Here is a 17,262-nt window from a genome sequence, read left to right on the forward strand (position 1 = left end):
CGCGCCGGGCACGTCGGCCGGCCCGGGGGTGCGGCGTCCCTCGCGGTCGCGCCGGCGCGAGCGCATGGCGCCGACCAGGTCGAGCGCCGCGACGTCGTGCCCCGAGAGCTGGCCGCTGCTGCGCGGGGTGTCGACGCCGCCGTCGGCCTCGATGTCGTAGACGTCGGGGCCGGGCACGGCGGTGAGGCGCCCGCCGACCGGGGCGTCGGACGACGGCACCTCCTCGCTGAGCCAGCGCGCCTCGTCGTCGGCGGGAGTGGCGCTGCGGCCGACGAGGTCGAGGTGCCAGCGGGCCTGCCGGTCGCGACCGCCCGCGCTGAAGGACACGACGACCGTCCAGGGGCCGTCGTCGACCCGCCAGCTGTCCCAGGTGACGGCGTCCGCGTCGACGCCGCGCGCGGCCAGCCGCGAGGCCACCTCGGCGCCGAGCGTCACGCCCGGTCCGGAGCGGCGGCGCAGCCGGATGTTTCGCGCGAGGCCGGCGCCGTGCTCGCGCTCGGCCTGCACCGGGCCCTCGAACCGGCGCACGCGCTCGACCTGCCAGCCGGTCACTCGGGCGACCTCGTCGGCGCTGGCCCCGGCGCGGATGCGGCTCTGCACGTCGCGCGGCCGCATGCCGCCGTCCATCTCGATCTGCAGCTGACCCAGGTGCGCGCGGTCGCGGCGCACGGCGGCGCGCAGCGGCTCGTCGACGGGCAGCAGGTACCGCTCGCCGGCGGCGTCCTCGAGCACGAGGTGCTCGCCGTCGTCGTGCACGGCGACCAGTCGCAGGTCGGGCATGTGGCACCTCTCGGGCCGGGGGGCCGGGTGGCGGCCGCGCTCGGCGGGTGGGTCGGCGGGTCCGTCGCCCACTGTGCCACCTGCACCGCTCGACCCCGAGCAGGCGCGCCCTACCCTCGCCGGGTGATCCTCGCCGACGCCCGCCTGCAGCTCGTGCTCGACCTCGTGGGGGTGTTCGTCTTCGCGCTGAGCGGCGGTCTGGTCGCGGTGCAGCGCCGGCTCGACCTGTTCGGTGTGCTCGTGCTGGCGGTCGTGGCAGGGCTCGGCGGCGGCATCCTGCGCGACGTCCTGATCGGCGCCACCCCGCCGCGCGGGCTCACCGACTGGCGGCTGCTCGCGGCGGCGGCGCTCGGCGGTCTGGTGACGTTCCGCTGGCACCCGAACCTGGGACGTCGCCGGCTGCTCGTGCGGTCGGTGCGGGTGCTCGACGCAGCGGGGCTCGGTGCCTTCTGCGTGTCGGGTGCGCTGACCGCGCTGGCGCAGGGGGCTGCGCCGCTGACGGCGGTGATCGTCGGCACGCTGACGGCGATCGGCGGCGGCATGCTGCGCGACGTCCTGGCCGGTCAGGTGCCCGAGGTGCTGCGCCGCGAGCTGTACGCCGTGCCCGCCGCGCTCGGCGCCACGGCGGTCGTCGTCGCCCGCGAGCTGGGGGTGCTGGGCACCGGCGTGGCGCTGGCCGCCGCGCTCGGGGTGGCGGCGCTGCGGGTGCTCGCGGTGCTGCTCGACCTGAACGCGCCGAGCCCGCTTCGCACGTCCGCGCCGTCGCGGGCAGAATCGCGCGAGTGACCACCCTCGCCCCGTACGACGCCGTCCTGCTGCTCTCCTTCGGCGGGCCGAACGAGCCGGACGACGTGATGCCCTTCCTGCGCAACGTCACCCGCGGCCGCGGCATCCCCGACGAGCGCCTGACCGAGGTCGCCGAGCACTACCACCACTTCGGCGGCCGCAGCCCCATCAACGAGCAGAACACCGCCCTGCTGGACGCCCTGCGGGCCGAGCTGGTGCGCCGCGGCCACGAGCAGCCGGTGGTGTGGGGCAACCGCAACTGGGCCCCGTTCGTCGTCGACACCCTGCGCGAGCTGCACGACGACGGCGCCCGGCGCGTGGTCACGGTGCTGACCAGCGCCTACTCGTCGTACTCCTCGTGCCGGCAGTACCGCGAGGACCTCGGTGGCGCCGAGGTGCAGCTGGCCGCCGAGGGCCGGTCGCTCGAGGTCGACAAGGTGCGCAACTACTACAACCACCCGGCGTTCGCCCGGCAGAACGCCGAGGCGGCGCTCGCGGCCCTGCGCGAGCTGCCGGACGGCGCGCACCTGGTCTTCGTGACCCACTCCGTGCCGACCGCGATGGACGACGCGTCCGGGCCGACCGGCAACTGGTACGAGGCGCAGCACCGCGACCTCGCGGCGGTGGTGGCCGACGCCGTCGCGGCCGAGCTGGGGCGGGCCGTGCCGTGGGAGCTCGTCTACTGCTCGCGCTCGGGCCCGCCGTCGCAGCCGTGGCTCGAGCCCGACGTCAACGACCACCTGCGGGCGCTGCACGAGGCCGGCGTGCCGGGCGCCGCCGTCTGCCCGATCGGGTTCGTGAGCGACCACATGGAGGTCGTGTACGACCTCGACACCGAGGCCGAGGAGACGGCGCGCGAGATCGGCCTGCCGTTCGCCCGGGCGGCCACGGTCGGCACCGCCGAGCGGTTCGTCGCCGGGCTGGTCGACCTGCTGGAGGAGCGGGCGGCGCTGGCCCGCGGCGAGCAGCCCGAGCAGCCCGCGGTCGGCAGCCGCGGCCCCGTGCACTCGGTCTGCCCGGTCGACTGCTGCCGCAACCTGCGCGGTGCGAAGCCGGCCGCCTGCCAGGTCGACTGGACGACGCCCGAGCCGACCGCGGCCGCGCAGTGAGCGGCGCGCCGGAGGTCACCGACGCGCAGCTCGACCAGCTGGTGGCGCTGGCCACCTCGGCCGCGCACCGGGCGGGGGCGCTGATCCGCGACGAGCGGCCCGACCGGCTCGGCGTCGACGCCACGAAGTCGAGCCCGACCGACGTGGTGACCGTGATGGACCGTCGCAGCGAGGTGCTGCTGCACGAGCTGCTGCTGGGCGCCCGGCCGGACGACGGCCTGCTGGGCGAGGAGGGCGCGAGCGTGGCCGGCACGTCCGGGCTGACGTGGGTGGTCGACCCGATCGACGGCACCGTGAACTACCTGTACGAGATCCCGGCGTACGCCGTGAGCATCGCGGTCGTCACGGGCGACCCGCGCACCCCCGGCGGCTACGAGGTGCTGGCGGGGGTCGTGCACAACCCGGTGCTCGGCGAGACCTTCTCGGCGGTGCGCGGCCGGGGCGCCCGGCTCACCGACCCGCGCGGCGAGCGGCCGCTGGCGGTGCGGGTGGACGGCGACGCCGTCACCGACCTCGGGCAGGCGCTGCTGGCGACCGGCTTCGGGTACGAGGCGCGGCGTCGCGTCGTGCAGGCCGAGGTGGTGCAGCAGCTGCTGCCGCGGGTGCGGGACATCCGGCGGATCGGCAGCGGGGCGCTCGACCTCTGCAACGTGGCGGCCGGGCGGGTCGACGGCTACTTCGAGCGCGGCCTCAGCCCGTGGGACCTCGCGGCCGGTGAGCTGGTCGCCCGCGAGGCCGGTGCGCTCGTGACCGGGCTCGGCGACGCGCCGGCCGGGCACGAGCTGGTCGTCGCCGCGCCACCGGTGCTGCACGGGCTGCTGCAGCGTGAGCTGGCACCCCTGCGACCGGACCGCGACGCCTGACCTTCGTTTGCGGCGTCCCCCGGGCAGGAAGAGGATGGGGGCATGGCCGACTACACGCTGCCCGATCTGCCCTACGACTACTCCGCGCTCGAGCCGCACGTCAGCGGCGAGATCATGGAGCTCCACCACAGCAAGCACCACCAGACCTACGTCTCGGGCGCGAACACCGCCCTCGAGCAGCTGGCGGAGGCGCGGGCGACGGACTCGCTCGGCCCGGTCAACCTGTTCGAGAAGAACCTGTCGTTCAACCTCGCCGGGCACGTCAACCACTCGGTGTTCTGGCCGAACATGAGCCCCGACGGCGGCGACAAGCCGGACGGCGAGCTCGCGGCCGCGATCGACGAGCACTTCGGCTCCTTCGACGCGTTCCGTGCGCACTTCACCGCGAACGCGCTCGGCATCCAGGGCTCCGGCTGGTCGATCCTCGCCTGGGACTCGGTCGGGCAGAAGCTGCTCAACGTGCAGCTCTACGACCACCAGGGCAACCTCTCCGTCGGCCTGGTGCCGCTGCTCATGCTCGACATGTGGGAGCACGCCTTCTACCTGCAGTACCGCAACGTGAAGGCCGACTACGTGAAGGCGTGGTGGAACGTCGCCAACTGGGCCGACGTCACCGAGCGCTTCACCCGCGCCCGCACCGCGACGTCCGGGCTGATCGTCCCGACCGCGCTGTAACCACACGACACCACGTCAGGGCCGGTACCCGTTCGGGTACCGGCCCTGATCGCGTTGCGGCAGAACGTCTCTAGCGGACGATCTTGCCCGGGTTGAGGTTGCGGCCCGGGTCGGTGGCCGCCAGCACGCCGCTGATCATCGCGACACCCGGCTCGCTGATGTCCTGCGCCAGCCAGGGGGAGTGCTCGGTGCCGACGCCGTGGTGGTGCGAGAGCGTGCCGTTGTTGTCGACGAGCGCCTGCTGGATGGCCGACTTCACCACCTCGTACTGCCCGATCGGGCCGACGCCGTCGTGGCGGAACGCGAACGTGAAGTACAGGCACGCACCCGAGTGGTACGAGTGCGACAGGTGGCACATGATCCAGCCCTTGACGCCGATCTGCGCGAACGCCTTGTCGGCCGCCGTGCGGACCTCGGTGTAGAGCGGCAGCAGCTGCGACCACGGGGCCGCGGTCTCGGACACGTCGGCCGCCGCGCCCCGGTCGAGCAGGAAGTCGCGGATGTACGGGGTGTCGAACTTCTTCTGGTCGTAGAGCGCACCCGGGCCCTTGCCGACGACGATGCCGCCGTGCTTGCGCACGATCGCCCGGACGGCGCGCTTCTGCGCCGCGACGTGCTTCGGGCCGCCCTCGTACCCGATGAACGACAGGCAGATCTGGTCGAGGTCCCACCCGCGCTTCGCCAGGAAGGCCATCAGGCCCTTGCTGACGTAGGAGGAGATGCCGCTGCTCTCCTTGCGGGTCGCGAACGAGAACTGCGTCTCGCGCGCGTCCGACACCCGGGTGATGCTCGGCGTCGCGTCGCTGGCCGAGATCGCCTGCATGGCGGCCAGCCCGGCCTCCCACGAGGGGAAGAAGTACCCGAGCACCACGCGCTCCTCGGGCACCCGGTGCACCTGCACGGTCGCCTCGGTGATGATGCCCAGCCGGCCCTCGCTGCCCAGGATCATCTCCCGCACGCTGGGACCGGTCGAGGTGCTCGGCACCGCGCGGACGACGAGCGTGCCGTCGGGCTGCACCACCCGCAGGCCCTTGGTGATGTCGGCGATGTCGCCGTACTTGTCGGACTGCATGCCCGACGAGCGGGTCGCGATCCAGCCGCCGAGGGTGCTGTGGGTGAAGCTGTCGGGGAAGTGCCCGAGCGTCCAGCCGCGGGCGCCGAGCTGCCGCTCGATGCTCGGACCGAGCGCGCCTGCCTGGATGCGCGCCAGGCCCGAGTCCTCGTCGACGTCGAGCAGCTGGTCGAGCCGGCCCAGGTCGAGCGAGAGCACCGGTCGCTGCTCGGCGGGCTCGGGCTGCAGGCTGCCGGAGATGTTGCTGCCGCCGCCGAACGGGATGAGCACCGCGTCGGCCGCCAGCGCGGCGTCGACCACCGCGCGCACCTGCGCCTCGTCGGCCGGGTACACCACGGCGTCCGGTACGCGGGGCAGGTCGTTGGCGCGGATGCGCAGCAGGTCGCGCACGCTCTTGCCGTAGGTGTGCACGACGCGGTCGAGGTCGTCGGTGCGCACCGCCTCGTCACCGACGGCCGTGCGCAGCGCGGTCAGCAGCTCGTCGGGCGCCCGGGTGGCCGGCACGTCGAGCTGGTCGAGCGACAGCGCCGGCGCGCCCTCGACGTCGAGGTCGACGTCGACCGCGTGCACGACGAACGGCTTGAGGTGCGGCTTGTCGGCGTGGCTGAACGCGACGCCGTCGACGCCCCACCCCCACCACTTCATGTGCTGGACGTCGTCCACCGCGGTCATCGTCGCTCGCCTTCGTCTTCGGGGCCACCTGCCCCCGAAGCGTACGACGAGCCGGTCGGTAGGGTCGCCGCCATGGCAACCGCGCTCGTCACGGGAGGCACCTCCGGCATCGGTCTGGCGTTCGCGAACGCGCTCGCCCGCCGCGACCACGACCTGGTGCTGGTCGCCCGCGACACCGAGCGGCTCGAGCGCACCGCCGAGCTGCTGCGCGGCACCTACGGGGTGCAGGTCGAGGTGCTGGCCGCCGACCTCGCCGACCGCGCCGCCGTCGACCGCGTCGCCTCGCGCCTGCTCGACCCGGTGCGCACGATCGACCTGCTGGTGAACAACGCCGGCTTCGGCGTGCACGCCCGGCTCACCGACGAGGACCTGTCGGAGATCGAGCTCGGCCTCGACGTCATGTGCAGGGCGGTCGTGCTGCTCGGCGGTGCCGCCGGCCGGGCGATGCGCGAGCGCGGCCACGGCGCGATCGTCACCGTCAGCAGCGTCGCCGGCTACGTCACGATGGGCGGCTACTCGGCCCTGAAGGCCTTCGTCACCACGTGGTCCGAGAGCCTGTCGGTCGAGCTGGCCGGCAGCGGCGTCACCGTGACCGCCCTCGCGCCGGGCTGGGTGCGCACCGAGTTCCACGAGCGAGCCGGCATCCGCACCACGAACCTGCCCGGCCCGGCCTGGGTCGACGTCGACCGGCTCGTCGAGGAGTGCCTGCGCGACGTCGCCCGCGGCCGCGTCGTCTCGATCCCGACGACCCGCTTCACCATCGCCGCCTGGCTCGCCCGGCACGCCCCCCGCGCCGCCGTCCGCGCGGTCAGCGGCAGGCTCGCCGGCAGCCGCCGCCGCTAGCGGGGGGCGAGGCCGGCGGCCTTCAGCACCGCGCGGCGCTGGCGGGCCTTGAGCAGGTCGACGTAGACCTGACCGTCGAGGTGGCCGACCTCGTGCTGGAAGCAGCGGGCGGCCAGGCCGTCGGCCCACCAGCTGACCGGCTGCTGGTGCACGTCGACGCCGTGCACCATGGCGGTGTACGCCCGCTCGACGGGGGCGTGCTCGCCGGGCACCGAGAGGCAGCCCTCGTCGTCCTCGACCCAGAGCCCGTCGGCGGGCAGGAACAGCTCGGGGTTCACGACGTGGCCGACCACGCGCTCGCCGGACGCCGTGGGGCAGTCGATGACGAACACGCGGGCGTCGACGCCGACCTGGTTCGCGGCCAGGCCCACGCCCTCGGCCGCGTGCATGCTGACCACCATGTCGGCCACGAGCTGCTCGAGCTCGGGGCCGAAGCGGGTGACCTCGCGGCACGGGCGGTGCAGCACCGGGTCGCCGTCGCGGCGCACCGGCAGCACCGTCGCCGACGGCGCGTCCTGCTCCACCTCACCGCTCACGGCGGCCAGTGTGCCAAGTACCCTCGCCGCATGCCCAGCCACCCCCGCGTCGTCCTCGGGGTCGAGACGTCGTGCGACGAGACCGGCGTCGGGCTGGTGGCCGACGGCGAGCTGCTGGGTCAGGCGCTGGCGTCGAGCATGGACGAGCACGCCCGGTACGGCGGCGTCGTGCCCGAGGTCGCCGCCCGCGCGCACCTGGCCACGATGGGGCCGGTGCTGCGGGCGGCGCTGGCCGACGCCGGGCTCGGCCTGGGCGACCTGAGCGCCGTCGCCGTCACCGCCGGGCCCGGGCTGGCCACCGCGCTGCTCGTCGGCGTCGCCGCGGCCAAGGCGGTGGCGCTCGCGGCGGGCGTGCCGGTCTACGCGGTGCACCACGCGGCCGGGCACGTGGCGGCCGACACCCTCGAGCACGGTCCGCTGCCCAGCCGCAGCGTCGCGCTCATCGTGTCCGGCGGCCACACCTCGCTGCTGCGGGTCGACGACCTCGCCCGCGACCCCGTCGTGCACCTCGGCGACACCCTCGACGACGCGGCGGGGGAGTCGTTCGACAAGGTCGCCCGGCTGCTGGGGCTCGGCTACCCGGGTGGGCCGGCGGTCTCGAAGGCCGCCGTCGACGGCGACCCGACCGCGGTGCGCTTCCCGCGGCCACTGCTCGGGCGCCGCGACCGGCACCGGTTCGCGTTCTCGTTCAGCGGGCTGAAGACGGCGGTGGCGCGGCACGTCGAGCAGGCGACGGCGGACGGCGCGCCCGTGGTCGCGGCCGACGTGGCGGCGTCGTTCCAGGAGGCCGTCGTCGACACCCTCACCGCGAAGGCGGTCGACGCCTGCCGGCACACCGGTGCCGACACGCTGCTCGTCGTGGGCGGCGTCGCGGCGAACGGCCGGCTGCGCGAGCTGGCCGCCGAACGGTGCGCGGCCGCCGGCATCGAGCTGCGGGTGCCGCGTCCGGCGCTCTGCACCGACAACGGGGCGATGATCGCCGCGGTCGGCGACCTGCTGCTGCGCGCCGACCAGCCGGCGTCCGGTCTGGGGTTCGCGGTCGACCCGTCCGTCGTGCTGGCCGGCGCCCGCATCGCCTAGCGCGCGGGGCGGGCCGGCCTCAGCAGGCGCGGGCCGCGGCCGGGCCGCGCAGGTCGATCACCAGGTCGTGCGCGGCGGCGGTCGTCGCCAGCGCGTCGAGCTCGGCCTGGTAGATGCCGACGAGGTAGTCGTCGCCGTCGGCGCACGCGTCGGCGAGGGCGGCGCTGGCCGCCGTCATCTGCTCGGTGATGGTGCTCTGGAGCTGGTGCATCGCGCACCTCCGTCGTCTGGTCGTTCCCCGAGAACCGCTGGACCTGCACTCCGACAAGGACCCCAGCGTGCTCCTGCATTCCCGCCGCTCCAACCCGCGCCGGGCCACCATCGGGTAAAGGCTCGGTGAAGGCGGGGGGCTCCGGAGAACCGGGTCGGCCCCGATCGCACCGGGTGAGCCGACATGGTGCACAATCCGTGTCTCGACCCGGGCACAAACCGACGCGGCGCCGCGTTCTGGAGGCAGCACCGCAACGGGCCGGCAGGGGCACCGAGTCCAGCACAGCACCACCACCACCCGCACCGCAAGGCGCGGGGCGACATCCCGGGAGACGACAGGCGACATGGCGACCGACTACGACGCGCCGCGCAAGACCGACGACGACCTGAACGAGGACAGCATCGAGGAGCTCAAGGCCCGCCGGGTCGACAAGGGCTCGTCCTCCGTCGACGTCGACGAGTCCGAGCAGGCCGAGGGGTTCGAGCTCCCCGGGGCCGACCTCAGCAACGAAGAGCTCTCCGTCCGGGTGCTGCCCCGGCAGGCCGACGAGTTCACCTGCTCCATCTGCTTCCTCGTGAAGCACCGCAGCCAGCTGTCCGGCGAGATGTCGACGCAGCCGGTCTGCCTCGAGTGCGCCTGATCCGGGCGCGCTCGGCCCCCGACGGCGTGGGCCACGGCAGCACCCGCACGACCAGCGCGACGGTGCCCGGCTCACCGGGCTGACGTCAGCGCGACCACCCGTCCTCGAACCCCTCGAACGGCTCGCCCGGCGTCGATCGCACCGCCGCAGCGAGCCGTTCCGGCTGTCTGGACGACAGCAGCCAGTACGGCGTGGGGTCGGTCGGGTCCACCACCTCCACCACCACGCCGCGGCGCAACCAGCCGCGCTGGCACAGGTACGCGCGGGCGTCCGCGTCGACGCCGCGCAGGGCCCGCATGCGCTCGGCGTCGAGCACCGCCACCCGGCCGAGCGCCGTCAGCGGGATGCGCGCCCGTCCGGCCCGCAGGCTGGCAGCCGACACCTCGACGATCGCGCTGGTGCGCGCGAGCGCGACCAGTGCCGCCGCGGTCACCGCGACGGCGGTGGTCAGCGCGGCCCACGGCGGGACGACGACGGCCAGGGCCAGCCCCGACAGCAGCCCGAGCGCCGGGGCCGTGCACCACACGCCGGGCGAGGGCCACAGCCGCTCGCGGTGCCGGACGGCGGGGTCGTCGACGGCGTCGCTCACCCCACCAGCCTGGCACGCAGGCGTCAGGGGCATGCCCTAGGGTCGACGTGATGCCCGCCGTCCCCGATCAGCAGCCCTCCGAGCCGTCGGCGCTGCCGCGCACTCTCCCGGTGCTGCTGCAGCGCCTCGACGACGAGCTGCCGCTGCCGGCGTACGCGCACCCCGGCGACGCCGGCGCCGACCTGGTCACCCGGGTCGACGTCGAGCTCGCGCCGGGGGAGCGGGCCACCGTCCCGACGGGTGTCGCCATCGCGCTGCCCGAGGGCTTCGCCGCGTTCGTGCACCCCCGCTCCGGCCTGGCGGCCCGGCACGGGGTCACGACGCTCAACGGTCCCGGCACGGTCGACGCCGGGTACCGCGGCGAGATCCAGGTGACGCTGGTGAACACCGACGCCCGCACCCCCGTGGTGCTGCGGCGCGGCGACCGCGTCGCGCAGCTGGTGGTGCAGCGGGTCGAGCACGCGCGGTTCGTCGTCGTCGACGAGCTGCCGACGTCGGTGCGGGGCGGTGGCGGCCACGGGTCGACCGGCGGCTTCGCGGCGGCGTCGTCCGGAGAGGGAGAGACACGATGAGCCTGTTCAAGCGCAAGCGCCGCGACGACGAGAAGCCCGCCGAGGGCGCCGACCCGGCCACCGGCGGCGACGACCCGACCTCGTCGGCCGGCGACGGGCCGACGGCGCAGGCGCCCGACGCGCGCGCCGACGGTCCGTACGACGTCTCCGAGGTCGGCGAGGCCGGCCGGGAGGGCCGCCTCGACGTCGGCTCGCTGTGGCTGCCGCTGGTCGAGGGGCTCGAGATCCAGCTGCAGATCGACGAGGCCAGCAACCAGGTGACCGGCGTGATGCTGGTCCTCGGCGAGTCCGCGGTGCAGGTGCAGGCGTTCGCCGCGCCGCGCAGCGAGGGCATCTGGCACGAGGTGCGCGACGAGATCGCCGGCGGCATCACCGAGCAGGGCGGCGAGGCCGAGACCGGCGAGGGCCCGTTCGGCACCGAGCTGCTCGGCCGCGTGCCGGCCACCCTGCCCGACGGCCGCGCAGGCTTCCAGCCGCTGCGGTTCACCGGCTTCGACGGCCCTCGCTGGCTGCTGCGCGCGGTGTTCCACGGTGCCGCCGCCGTCGACCGCGACGCCGCCGAGCTGCTCGAGCGCACCGTGCGCGGCATCGTCGTGTCGCGCGGCGCCGAGCCGATGGGGCCGCGCGAGCTGCTGCCGCTGACGCTGCCGGCCGACGTGCCGCAGGACGCGACCGACGCTGTCGACGACGACGTGCAGGCGTCCGACGACAGCACCGCCGAGGGCGACCGGCCGCCGGGCTGGGCCGACATGCAGCCGTTCCAGCGCGGGCCCGAGATCACCGAGCGCCGATAGGCCCGGACCGCCCGGATGCACGTACGCGAGAGGGTCCGGGCGGCGTAGCATCGACGTCATGGGACACGCCCAGACGACGTCACCCGGCCGCCTGCGGTCGGCGCTGCACAAGCTCACGAGCAGCGATCGCGTGCTCGAGGCCGAGGACCTCCGCGAGGAGGCCGGCCGCCTGGGTGGCACCCCCGTCGCCGACCTGCCGGACCGTCAGATGGCCTGCGTCTGCGGCACCGTCCGCTCGGTCACGCTGCGCCCGCGCGCCGGCGTGCCGGCCCTGGTCGCCGAGCTCTACGACGGCAGCGGCGTGCTGAAGGTCGTCTGGCTCGGCCGCCGCCAGATCCAGGGCATCCAGGCCGGCGCCAAGCTGCGCGTGCGCGGCCGCGTCGCCCAGCGCGACGGCAAGTCGATCGTGTTCAACCCCTCGTACGAGCTGCTGAGCGGCTGCGAGTGAGCCTGCCCGCACTGGGCGAGGTGCCGGCCGGCGCCACGACCGTCGAGCAGGTGGTGCGCGCCCGGCTGTCGGAGTCGGTCGGTGGGCTGCGGGGGTCGGTCGAGGCCGCGCTGCCGACGGTCGCGTTCGTGGTCTGGTGGACCGTCACGAAGAACCTGCGCCCGTCGCTGCTGGTCGCCGGCGCGGTCGTCGTCGTGGCCCTGCTGCTGCGTCTCGCGCAGCGCCAGACGCCCCGGTTCGCGCTGAGCAGCCTGTTCGCGGTGGCGATCGCCGCGGTGTTCGCGCTGCGCAGCGGTCGCGCCGAGGACGTCTTCCTGCCGGGCATCCTCTACAGCTGCGGGCTGCTGGTGCTGACGCTGCTCACCGTCGCGATCCGGTGGCCCCTGGTCGGCTTCCTGCTGGCGGCCGGCAACCCCGAGGAGCCGTTCGCCTGGCGCGGGCACGCCGGCGTCCGCCACCTGTGCAGCCGCCTCACGCTGGTGCTCTGCGGCATGTACCTCGTGCGGGTCGCCGTCATGCTCCCGCTGTACCTCGCCGACCAGGTGGGCTGGCTCGGCGTGGCCAAGATCGCGCTGGGCTGGCCGCTCTACGCGGTGGCCGTCGCGGTCATGGGCGCCGTGCTGCTCACCGGCCGCACCCCGCTCGACGCCGACTGACGCCCGCTCCGACCCCGAGGTCGGGCTAGGTGCGCGACTCCTGGTGGGCCGTCGGGGAGAGCATCCGCTCCAGCTCGCCCTCGCTCTCGGGCACGGTGAGGAACAGCAGCTCGTCGCGGCCCTCGAGCGCGTCGTCGCGGGACGGCGCGATGGGGCGGTCCTCGCGGATGATCCCCACCAGCACGCTGTCGGCCGGCCAGACGATGTCGCCGACCCGCGAGGCGACGTACGGCGAGTCGTCGGGCAGCGTCATCTCGACCATCGTGGCGCGGCCCTGCTGGAACTGGAAGATGCGCACGAGGTCGCCGATGCTCACGGCCTCCTCGATGAGCGCGGTCATCAGGCGCGGCGTCGAGACGGCGACGTCGACGCCCCACGCCTCGTCGAACATCCACTCGTTCTTGGGGTTGTTCACCCGGGCCACGGTGCGCGGCACGCCGAACTCGGTCTTCGCGATGAGCGACACCACGAGGTTCGCCTTGTCGTCGCCGGTGGCGGCCACCACGACGTCGCACTCCTCGAGCCCGGCCTCGTGCAGGGCGGTGATCTCGCACGCGTCGGCGAGCAGCCACTCGGCGTCCGGCACGCGCTGGGTCTGCACCGCCCGCGGCTCGCGGTCGACGAGCAGCACCCGGTGCCCGTTGCTCAGCAGCTCGCGGGCGATCGACCGGCCCACGCTGCCGGCTCCGGCGATGACGACGCGCACGCCTGCCTCCTCAGTCCTGGCCGGGCGCGCTGTCGAGCACGCCCTGGGCCGTCAGCAACGTGTCGCGGGTGCCGAGCACGTGCAGGATGTCGCCGTCCTGCAGCAGCGTGCGGGCCTCGGGCACGACGCCCTCGCCCAGGCGGGTCAGGAACGCCACCCGGACGCCGGACGCCGCCTGGATCTGCTCCATCGAGCGCCCGACCCACGCCTCCACGACGGGCATCTCGGCGAGGATCACCTGGCCGCTGGGGTCGCGGTAGAGGCCGGCGGCGCCGACCGGCAGCAGGCGGCGCAGCATCTGGTCCGACGTCCACTTCACGGTGGCCACGGTGGGGATGCCCAGGCGCTGGTAGATCTCGGCGCGGCCCGGGTCGTAGATGCGGGCGACGACGTTCTGCACGCCGAAGGTCTCGCGCGCCACGCGGGCGGCCAGGATGTTGGAGTTGTCGCCGCTGCTGACGGCCGCGAAGGCGTGCGCCCCCTCGATGCCGGCCTCGAGCTGGGTGTCGCGGTCGAAGCCGACGCCGGCGATCCGGCGGCCCTCGAAGCCGGTGCCGAGGCGGCGGAAGGCCGACTCGTCCTGGTCGATCACGGCGACGTCGTGCCCGCGGGCCTCCAGGCTGTGGGCCAGGCTGGAGCCCACCCGGCCGCAGCCCATGATCACGAAGTGCACGAGGACCTTCCCTGACGCCTGGCAGCCACCGACGCCCGGAACGCTACACGGCCCGGGTCATCTAGAGTTTCCCGACGTGGCTGTCGCCGGACGTGTGCTCAAGCGGTTGCTGGTCGGCCGTCCCCTCGGCAGCGACCGGCTCGCCGAGACCCTGCTGCCCAAGAAGATCGCGCTGCCGGTCTTCGCCAGCGACGCGCTGTCCTCGGTGGCCTACGCGCCGGACGAGATCTTCCTGACCCTGTCGGTCGCCGGGCTGGGCGCGTACGCGTTCTCCTGGAAGGTCGGCATCGCCGTCGGCCTCGTCATGCTGGTGGTCGTCGCCAGCTACCGGCAGAACGTGCACGCCTACCCCTCCGGCGGCGGCGACTACGAGGTGGCTACCACCAACCTCGGCCCGACCGCCGGCCTCACCGTCGCCAGCGCGCTGCTCGTCGACTACGTGCTGACCGTGGCGGTGTCGATCTCGTCGGCGGCGCAGTACGGCGCCGCGGCGATCCCGGCGCTGAAGGGGCACGAGCCGCTCGTGGCCTGCCTGGCGGTCGCGGTGCTGACCGCGATGAACCTGCGCGGCGTGCGCGAGAGCGGCGGGCTGTTCGCGATCCCGACGTACGTGTTCATGTTCTCGATCCTGGGGATGGCGCTCATCGGCCTGGTGCGGCTCACCTTCGGGGCGCTGCCGATGGCCGAGAGCGCGCGATTCGGCGTCGAGACGCAGCCGGCCTACGAGGGCGGGTTCGTGACGCTGGCCGGTGCCTTCCTGGTGCTGCGGGCGTTCTCCTCCGGCTGCGCGGCGCTCACCGGCGTCGAGGCGATCAGCAACGGCGTCCCTGCGTTCGAGCGGCCGAAGAGCAAGAACGCCGCGACCACGCTGGCGCTGCTCGGCGGCATCGCCGTCACCATGCTGCTGTCGATCCTGACGCTGGCGCACTTCACGAAGATCAAGTTCGTCGACACCGCCGACATCTCGCGCGAGCTGCTGCTGAACGGTCAGCACGGCACCCGCGCGGGCGACGGGTCGGTGCGGTTCGCCGACGGCACGACGTACACCCAGGACCCGGTGATCGGGCAGCTCGCGAAGTCGGTGTTCCACGGCTTCCCGCCGGCGTTCTACCTGGTCGCGGCGGCCACCGGCATCATCCTGGTGCTCGCCGCGAACACCGCCTTCAACGGCTTCCCGGTGCTGGGGTCGATCCTGGCGCGCGACGGCTACCTGCCCAAGCAGCTGCACACCCGCGGCGACCGGCTGGCCTTCAGCAACGGCATCCTGGCGCTCGCGCTGATGGCCGTGGTGCTGATCCTGGCGTTCGACGCGCAGGTCACCCGGCTGATCCAGCTCTACATCGTGGGCGTGTTCGTCTCGTTCACCACCAGCCAGATCGGCATGATCCGGCACTGGAACCGGCTGCTGCGCACCGCCGAGTCGAGCGAGAAGCCGGCCATGCTGCGCGCCCGGGTGATCAACGCCGTGGGCGCCGGGATGTCGGGCACGGTGCTCGTCGTCGTGCTCATCACCAAGTTCCTGAACGGCGCGTGGATCGCCATCGCCGCGATGGTCGTGATCTTCCTGCTCATGAAGGCGATCCGGCGGCACTACACCCACGTCGCCGACGAGCTGGCCCCCGGCGACGACTTCCGCGACGAGCTGCTGCCCTCGCGGGTGCACGCGCTGGTGCTGGTCTCGAAGATCCACCGCCCGGCGCTGCGGGCGCTCGCCTACGCGCGGGCCAGCCGCCCCTCCGTGCTGGAGGCGATCAACGTCAACGTCGAGCCGGAGGAGACGCAGGCGCTGCAGGACGAGTGGGAGAAGCGCGAGATCCCGGTGCCGCTCAAGTCGCTCGACTCGCCCTACCGCGAGATCACCCGGCCGATCATCGAGTACGTCCGGTCGATCCGCACCAACAACCCGCGCGACGTCGTCATGGTCTACATCCCCGAGTACGTCGTCGGGCACTGGTGGGAGCAGGTGCTGCACAACCAGAGCGCGCTGCGGCTCAAGGCCCGCCTGCTGTTCACCCCCGGCGTCCTCGTGGCCAGCGTGCCGTGGCAGCTGCACTCGTCCGAGGGTCTGGCGCACCGGCTCGAGGGCCCGGCCGCCGGCGCCGTCCGCCGCGGCACCCCGCCGCCGACGCACCTGGGCGAGACCCCGCCGCCGCCGTCCGCCACCGTGTCGGCGCCCCCCGGCCGGCAGCCGTGAGCGAGCCGACCGGGCCGACCGGGGTGGGGCCGGGGCAGGTCGTCGAGGTCGACGTCGAGCGGGTCGCGCACGGCGGGCACTGCGTCGCCCGGCACGAGGGGCGCGTGGTCTTCGTGCGGCACACACTCCCCGGTGAGCGGGTGCGCGTGCGGATCACCGAGGGCGGCGACGGCGACCGGTTCCTGCGCGGCGACGCGATCGAGGTGCTGCGCGCCGCGCCCGAGCGGGTCGAGCGGCGCTGCCCGTACAGCGGCCCCGGCCGGTGCGGCGGCTGCGACTGGCAGCACGTGTCGACGCAGGGGCAGCGGGCGCTGAAGGCGGACGTCGTCCGCGAGCAGCTGCACCGGCTCGGCGGGGTCGACCGCGAGGTGGTCGTCGAGGCCGTCCCCGGCGACGACGACGGGCAGGGCTGGCGCACCCGCGTGCAGCACGCCGTCGACGGCTCGGGGCACCTGGCCCTGCACAAGCACCGCTCGCACGACGTCGTGGCGATCGACGCCTGCCCGATCGCGCACCCGCGGGTGCGGGCGGTCGAGCTGGCCGCACCGGTCTGGCCGGGTGCCCGCGCCGTCGAGGTGGTCGCCCCGGCCGGCGGCGACGGGCCGCTGGTGCTCGTCGAGCCGACCGGCGCGACGCGGCCGCGCTGGCCGGCGCCCGACGGCGCGTCGCTCGGCGTGGTCACCGCCGACGGCATCGAGCGGGTGCGCGGGCGCACCTGGGTGCGCGAGGACGTGCCGCTGCCCGGCGCGCTCGAGCCGGTGTCGCTGCGGGTCAGCGGGTCGGGCTTCTGGCAGGTGCACCCCGGCGCCCCCGCGGCGCTGGTCGGCGCCGTGCTCGAGCAGCTCGACCCGCAGCCGGGCGAGCAGGCGCTCGACCTGTACGCCGGGGTCGGCCTGTTCGCCGTCGCGCTCGGTGCGGCGGTCGGCCCGGACGGCGCCGTGCTCGCGGTCGAGGGCGACGCGGGCGCCGTGCGCGACGCCCGGCGCAACCTGCACGACGCGCCGCACGTGGCGATCACGCCCGGACGGGTCGACCGGGTGCTGGCGACGCTGCTCGAGGCGGGCACCACCGCCGACCTCGTGGTGCTCGACCCGCCGCGCACCGGGGCCGGGCGCACCGTCGTCGACCAGGTGGTCGCGCTGGCGCCGCGCGCCGTGTCGTACGTGGCGTGCGACCCGGCCGCCCTGGCCCGCGACGTCCGCACGTTCGCCGACGCCGGCTACGAGCTGGCCGCCCTGCGCGCCTTCGACTGCTTCCCGATGACGCACCACGTCGAGTGCGTCGCCCTGCTCGTGCCGCGCGGGTGACTGGCAGGTATCTCGACATCAAGATACATTGGCGGGCGGTACCAGCGACGGTGCCG

General features: G+C 74.5%; 20 protein-coding genes. 13 read left to right on the forward strand and 7 right to left on the reverse strand.

Annotated features, from left to right (window positions below; all coding sequences use genetic code 11):
* A partial coding sequence (gene sepH / locus ACYVI6_RS03375; protein WP_460445021.1) for a septation protein SepH occupies positions 1 to 780 on the reverse strand: 780 nt, incomplete at its 3' end.
* A gap of 123 nt (positions 781 to 903) precedes the next feature.
* Between sepH and ACYVI6_RS03380 the strand changes: the two genes are divergently transcribed.
* From ACYVI6_RS03380 to ACYVI6_RS03395, 4 genes are read left to right on the forward strand one after another with little or no spacing between them, the layout of a single operon-like run.
* Positions 904 to 1,566, forward strand: coding sequence for a trimeric intracellular cation channel family protein (locus ACYVI6_RS03380; RefSeq protein WP_460445022.1), 663 nt, complete (start codon positions 904 to 906; stop codon positions 1,564 to 1,566).
* On the forward strand, positions 1,554 to 2,675 hold the full coding sequence (locus tag ACYVI6_RS03385) for a ferrochelatase (protein ID WP_460445082.1): 1,122 nt from the start codon (positions 1,554 to 1,556) through the stop codon (positions 2,673 to 2,675). The genes ACYVI6_RS03380 and ACYVI6_RS03385 overlap by 13 nt, the downstream gene beginning before the upstream one ends.
* Positions 2,672 to 3,538 (forward strand): inositol monophosphatase family protein, encoded by an 867-nt coding sequence (locus ACYVI6_RS03390; protein ID WP_460445023.1) that lies wholly within the window; start codon positions 2,672 to 2,674, stop codon positions 3,536 to 3,538. Before ACYVI6_RS03385 ends, ACYVI6_RS03390 begins: the two co-directional genes overlap by 4 nt.
* Before the next feature lie 42 nt (positions 3,539 to 3,580).
* Positions 3,581 to 4,213 carry a superoxide dismutase gene (locus ACYVI6_RS03395; RefSeq protein ID WP_460445024.1) on the forward strand — a complete coding sequence of 211 codons (633 nt, stop codon included), beginning with the start codon at positions 3,581 to 3,583 and terminating at the stop codon, positions 4,211 to 4,213.
* Between the two features lie 70 nt (positions 4,214 to 4,283).
* Here the strand turns inward: ACYVI6_RS03395 and ACYVI6_RS03400 are convergent, their stop codons facing one another.
* Positions 4,284 to 5,957, reverse strand: coding sequence for an FAD-binding oxidoreductase (locus tag ACYVI6_RS03400; protein ID WP_460445025.1), 1,674 nt, complete (start codon positions 5,955 to 5,957; stop codon positions 4,284 to 4,286).
* A gap of 72 nt (positions 5,958 to 6,029) precedes the next feature.
* Here ACYVI6_RS03400 and ACYVI6_RS03405 point away from each other — a divergent pair, with 72 nt between their 5' ends.
* Positions 6,030 to 6,800: an SDR family NAD(P)-dependent oxidoreductase gene (locus ACYVI6_RS03405; RefSeq protein ID WP_460445026.1), complete on the forward strand. Its 771-nt coding sequence runs from the start codon at positions 6,030 to 6,032 to the stop codon at positions 6,798 to 6,800.
* On the opposite strand, the gene def is transcribed toward ACYVI6_RS03405, so the two are convergent.
* Entirely contained in the window at positions 6,797 to 7,336 is a 540-nt protein-coding gene (gene def, locus ACYVI6_RS03410) for a peptide deformylase (RefSeq protein ID WP_460445027.1), read from the reverse strand. The genes ACYVI6_RS03405 and def overlap by 4 nt on opposite strands.
* Before the next feature lie 30 nt (positions 7,337 to 7,366).
* Between def and tsaD the strand changes: the two genes are divergently transcribed.
* Positions 7,367 to 8,416: a tRNA (adenosine(37)-N6)-threonylcarbamoyltransferase complex transferase subunit TsaD gene (gene tsaD / locus ACYVI6_RS03415; RefSeq protein WP_460445028.1), complete on the forward strand. Its 1,050-nt coding sequence runs from the start codon at positions 7,367 to 7,369 to the stop codon at positions 8,414 to 8,416.
* A 19-nt stretch (positions 8,417 to 8,435) separates the two neighbouring features.
* On the opposite strand, the gene ACYVI6_RS03420 is transcribed toward tsaD, so the two are convergent.
* The gene (locus ACYVI6_RS03420) at positions 8,436 to 8,627 is read right to left on the reverse strand and encodes a hypothetical protein (RefSeq protein WP_460445029.1); all 192 of its coding nucleotides are present in this window, start codon (positions 8,625 to 8,627) and stop codon (positions 8,436 to 8,438) included.
* A gap of 343 nt (positions 8,628 to 8,970) precedes the next feature.
* Here ACYVI6_RS03420 and ACYVI6_RS03425 point away from each other — a divergent pair, with 343 nt between their 5' ends.
* Complete coding sequence (locus ACYVI6_RS03425; RefSeq protein WP_460445030.1) at positions 8,971 to 9,267, forward strand: DUF4193 domain-containing protein; 297 nt, start codon at positions 8,971 to 8,973, stop codon at positions 9,265 to 9,267.
* A gap of 85 nt (positions 9,268 to 9,352) precedes the next feature.
* Here ACYVI6_RS03425 and ACYVI6_RS03430 read toward each other — a convergent pair whose 3' ends face one another.
* Positions 9,353 to 9,856, reverse strand: a complete 504-nt coding sequence (locus ACYVI6_RS03430; protein WP_284287321.1) for a DUF3093 domain-containing protein — start codon at positions 9,854 to 9,856, stop codon at positions 9,353 to 9,355.
* 50 nt (positions 9,857 to 9,906) lie between these two features.
* On the opposite strand from ACYVI6_RS03430, the gene dut reads away from it, so the two are divergent.
* From dut to ACYVI6_RS03450, 4 genes are read left to right on the forward strand one after another with little or no spacing between them, the layout of a single operon-like run.
* Positions 9,907 to 10,428: a dUTP diphosphatase gene (dut, locus tag ACYVI6_RS03435; RefSeq protein WP_460445031.1), complete on the forward strand. Its 522-nt coding sequence runs from the start codon at positions 9,907 to 9,909 to the stop codon at positions 10,426 to 10,428.
* Positions 10,425 to 11,222, forward strand: a complete 798-nt coding sequence (locus ACYVI6_RS03440; RefSeq protein WP_460445032.1) for a DUF3710 domain-containing protein — start codon at positions 10,425 to 10,427, stop codon at positions 11,220 to 11,222. Before dut ends, ACYVI6_RS03440 begins: the two co-directional genes overlap by 4 nt.
* 58 nt (positions 11,223 to 11,280) lie before the next feature.
* The gene (locus ACYVI6_RS03445) at positions 11,281 to 11,670 is read left to right on the forward strand and encodes an OB-fold nucleic acid binding domain-containing protein (protein WP_460445033.1); all 390 of its coding nucleotides are present in this window, start codon (positions 11,281 to 11,283) and stop codon (positions 11,668 to 11,670) included.
* Complete coding sequence (locus ACYVI6_RS03450; RefSeq protein ID WP_460445034.1) at positions 11,667 to 12,326, forward strand: DUF3159 domain-containing protein; 660 nt, start codon at positions 11,667 to 11,669, stop codon at positions 12,324 to 12,326. Before ACYVI6_RS03445 ends, ACYVI6_RS03450 begins: the two co-directional genes overlap by 4 nt.
* A gap of 25 nt (positions 12,327 to 12,351) precedes the next feature.
* Here the strand turns inward: ACYVI6_RS03450 and ACYVI6_RS03455 are convergent, their stop codons facing one another.
* On the reverse strand, positions 12,352 to 13,032 hold the full coding sequence (locus ACYVI6_RS03455; RefSeq protein WP_460445035.1) for a potassium channel family protein: 681 nt from the start codon (positions 13,030 to 13,032) through the stop codon (positions 12,352 to 12,354).
* Between the two features lie 10 nt (positions 13,033 to 13,042).
* Complete coding sequence (locus ACYVI6_RS03460; RefSeq protein ID WP_460445036.1) at positions 13,043 to 13,705, reverse strand: potassium channel family protein; 663 nt, start codon at positions 13,703 to 13,705, stop codon at positions 13,043 to 13,045.
* Positions 13,706 to 13,781: 76 nt separating this feature from the next.
* Here ACYVI6_RS03460 and ACYVI6_RS03465 point away from each other — a divergent pair, with 76 nt between their 5' ends.
* Both ACYVI6_RS03465 and ACYVI6_RS03470 read left to right on the forward strand, forming a co-directional pair.
* Complete coding sequence (locus ACYVI6_RS03465; RefSeq protein ID WP_460445037.1) at positions 13,782 to 15,899, forward strand: APC family permease; 2,118 nt, start codon at positions 13,782 to 13,784, stop codon at positions 15,897 to 15,899.
* Entirely contained in the window at positions 15,896 to 17,206 is a 1,311-nt protein-coding gene (locus ACYVI6_RS03470) for a class I SAM-dependent RNA methyltransferase (RefSeq protein ID WP_460445038.1), read from the forward strand. The genes ACYVI6_RS03465 and ACYVI6_RS03470 overlap by 4 nt, the downstream gene beginning before the upstream one ends.
* Positions 17,207 to 17,262: the final 56 nt, after the last annotated feature.

The organism is Angustibacter aerolatus (genome assembly GCF_054776675.1).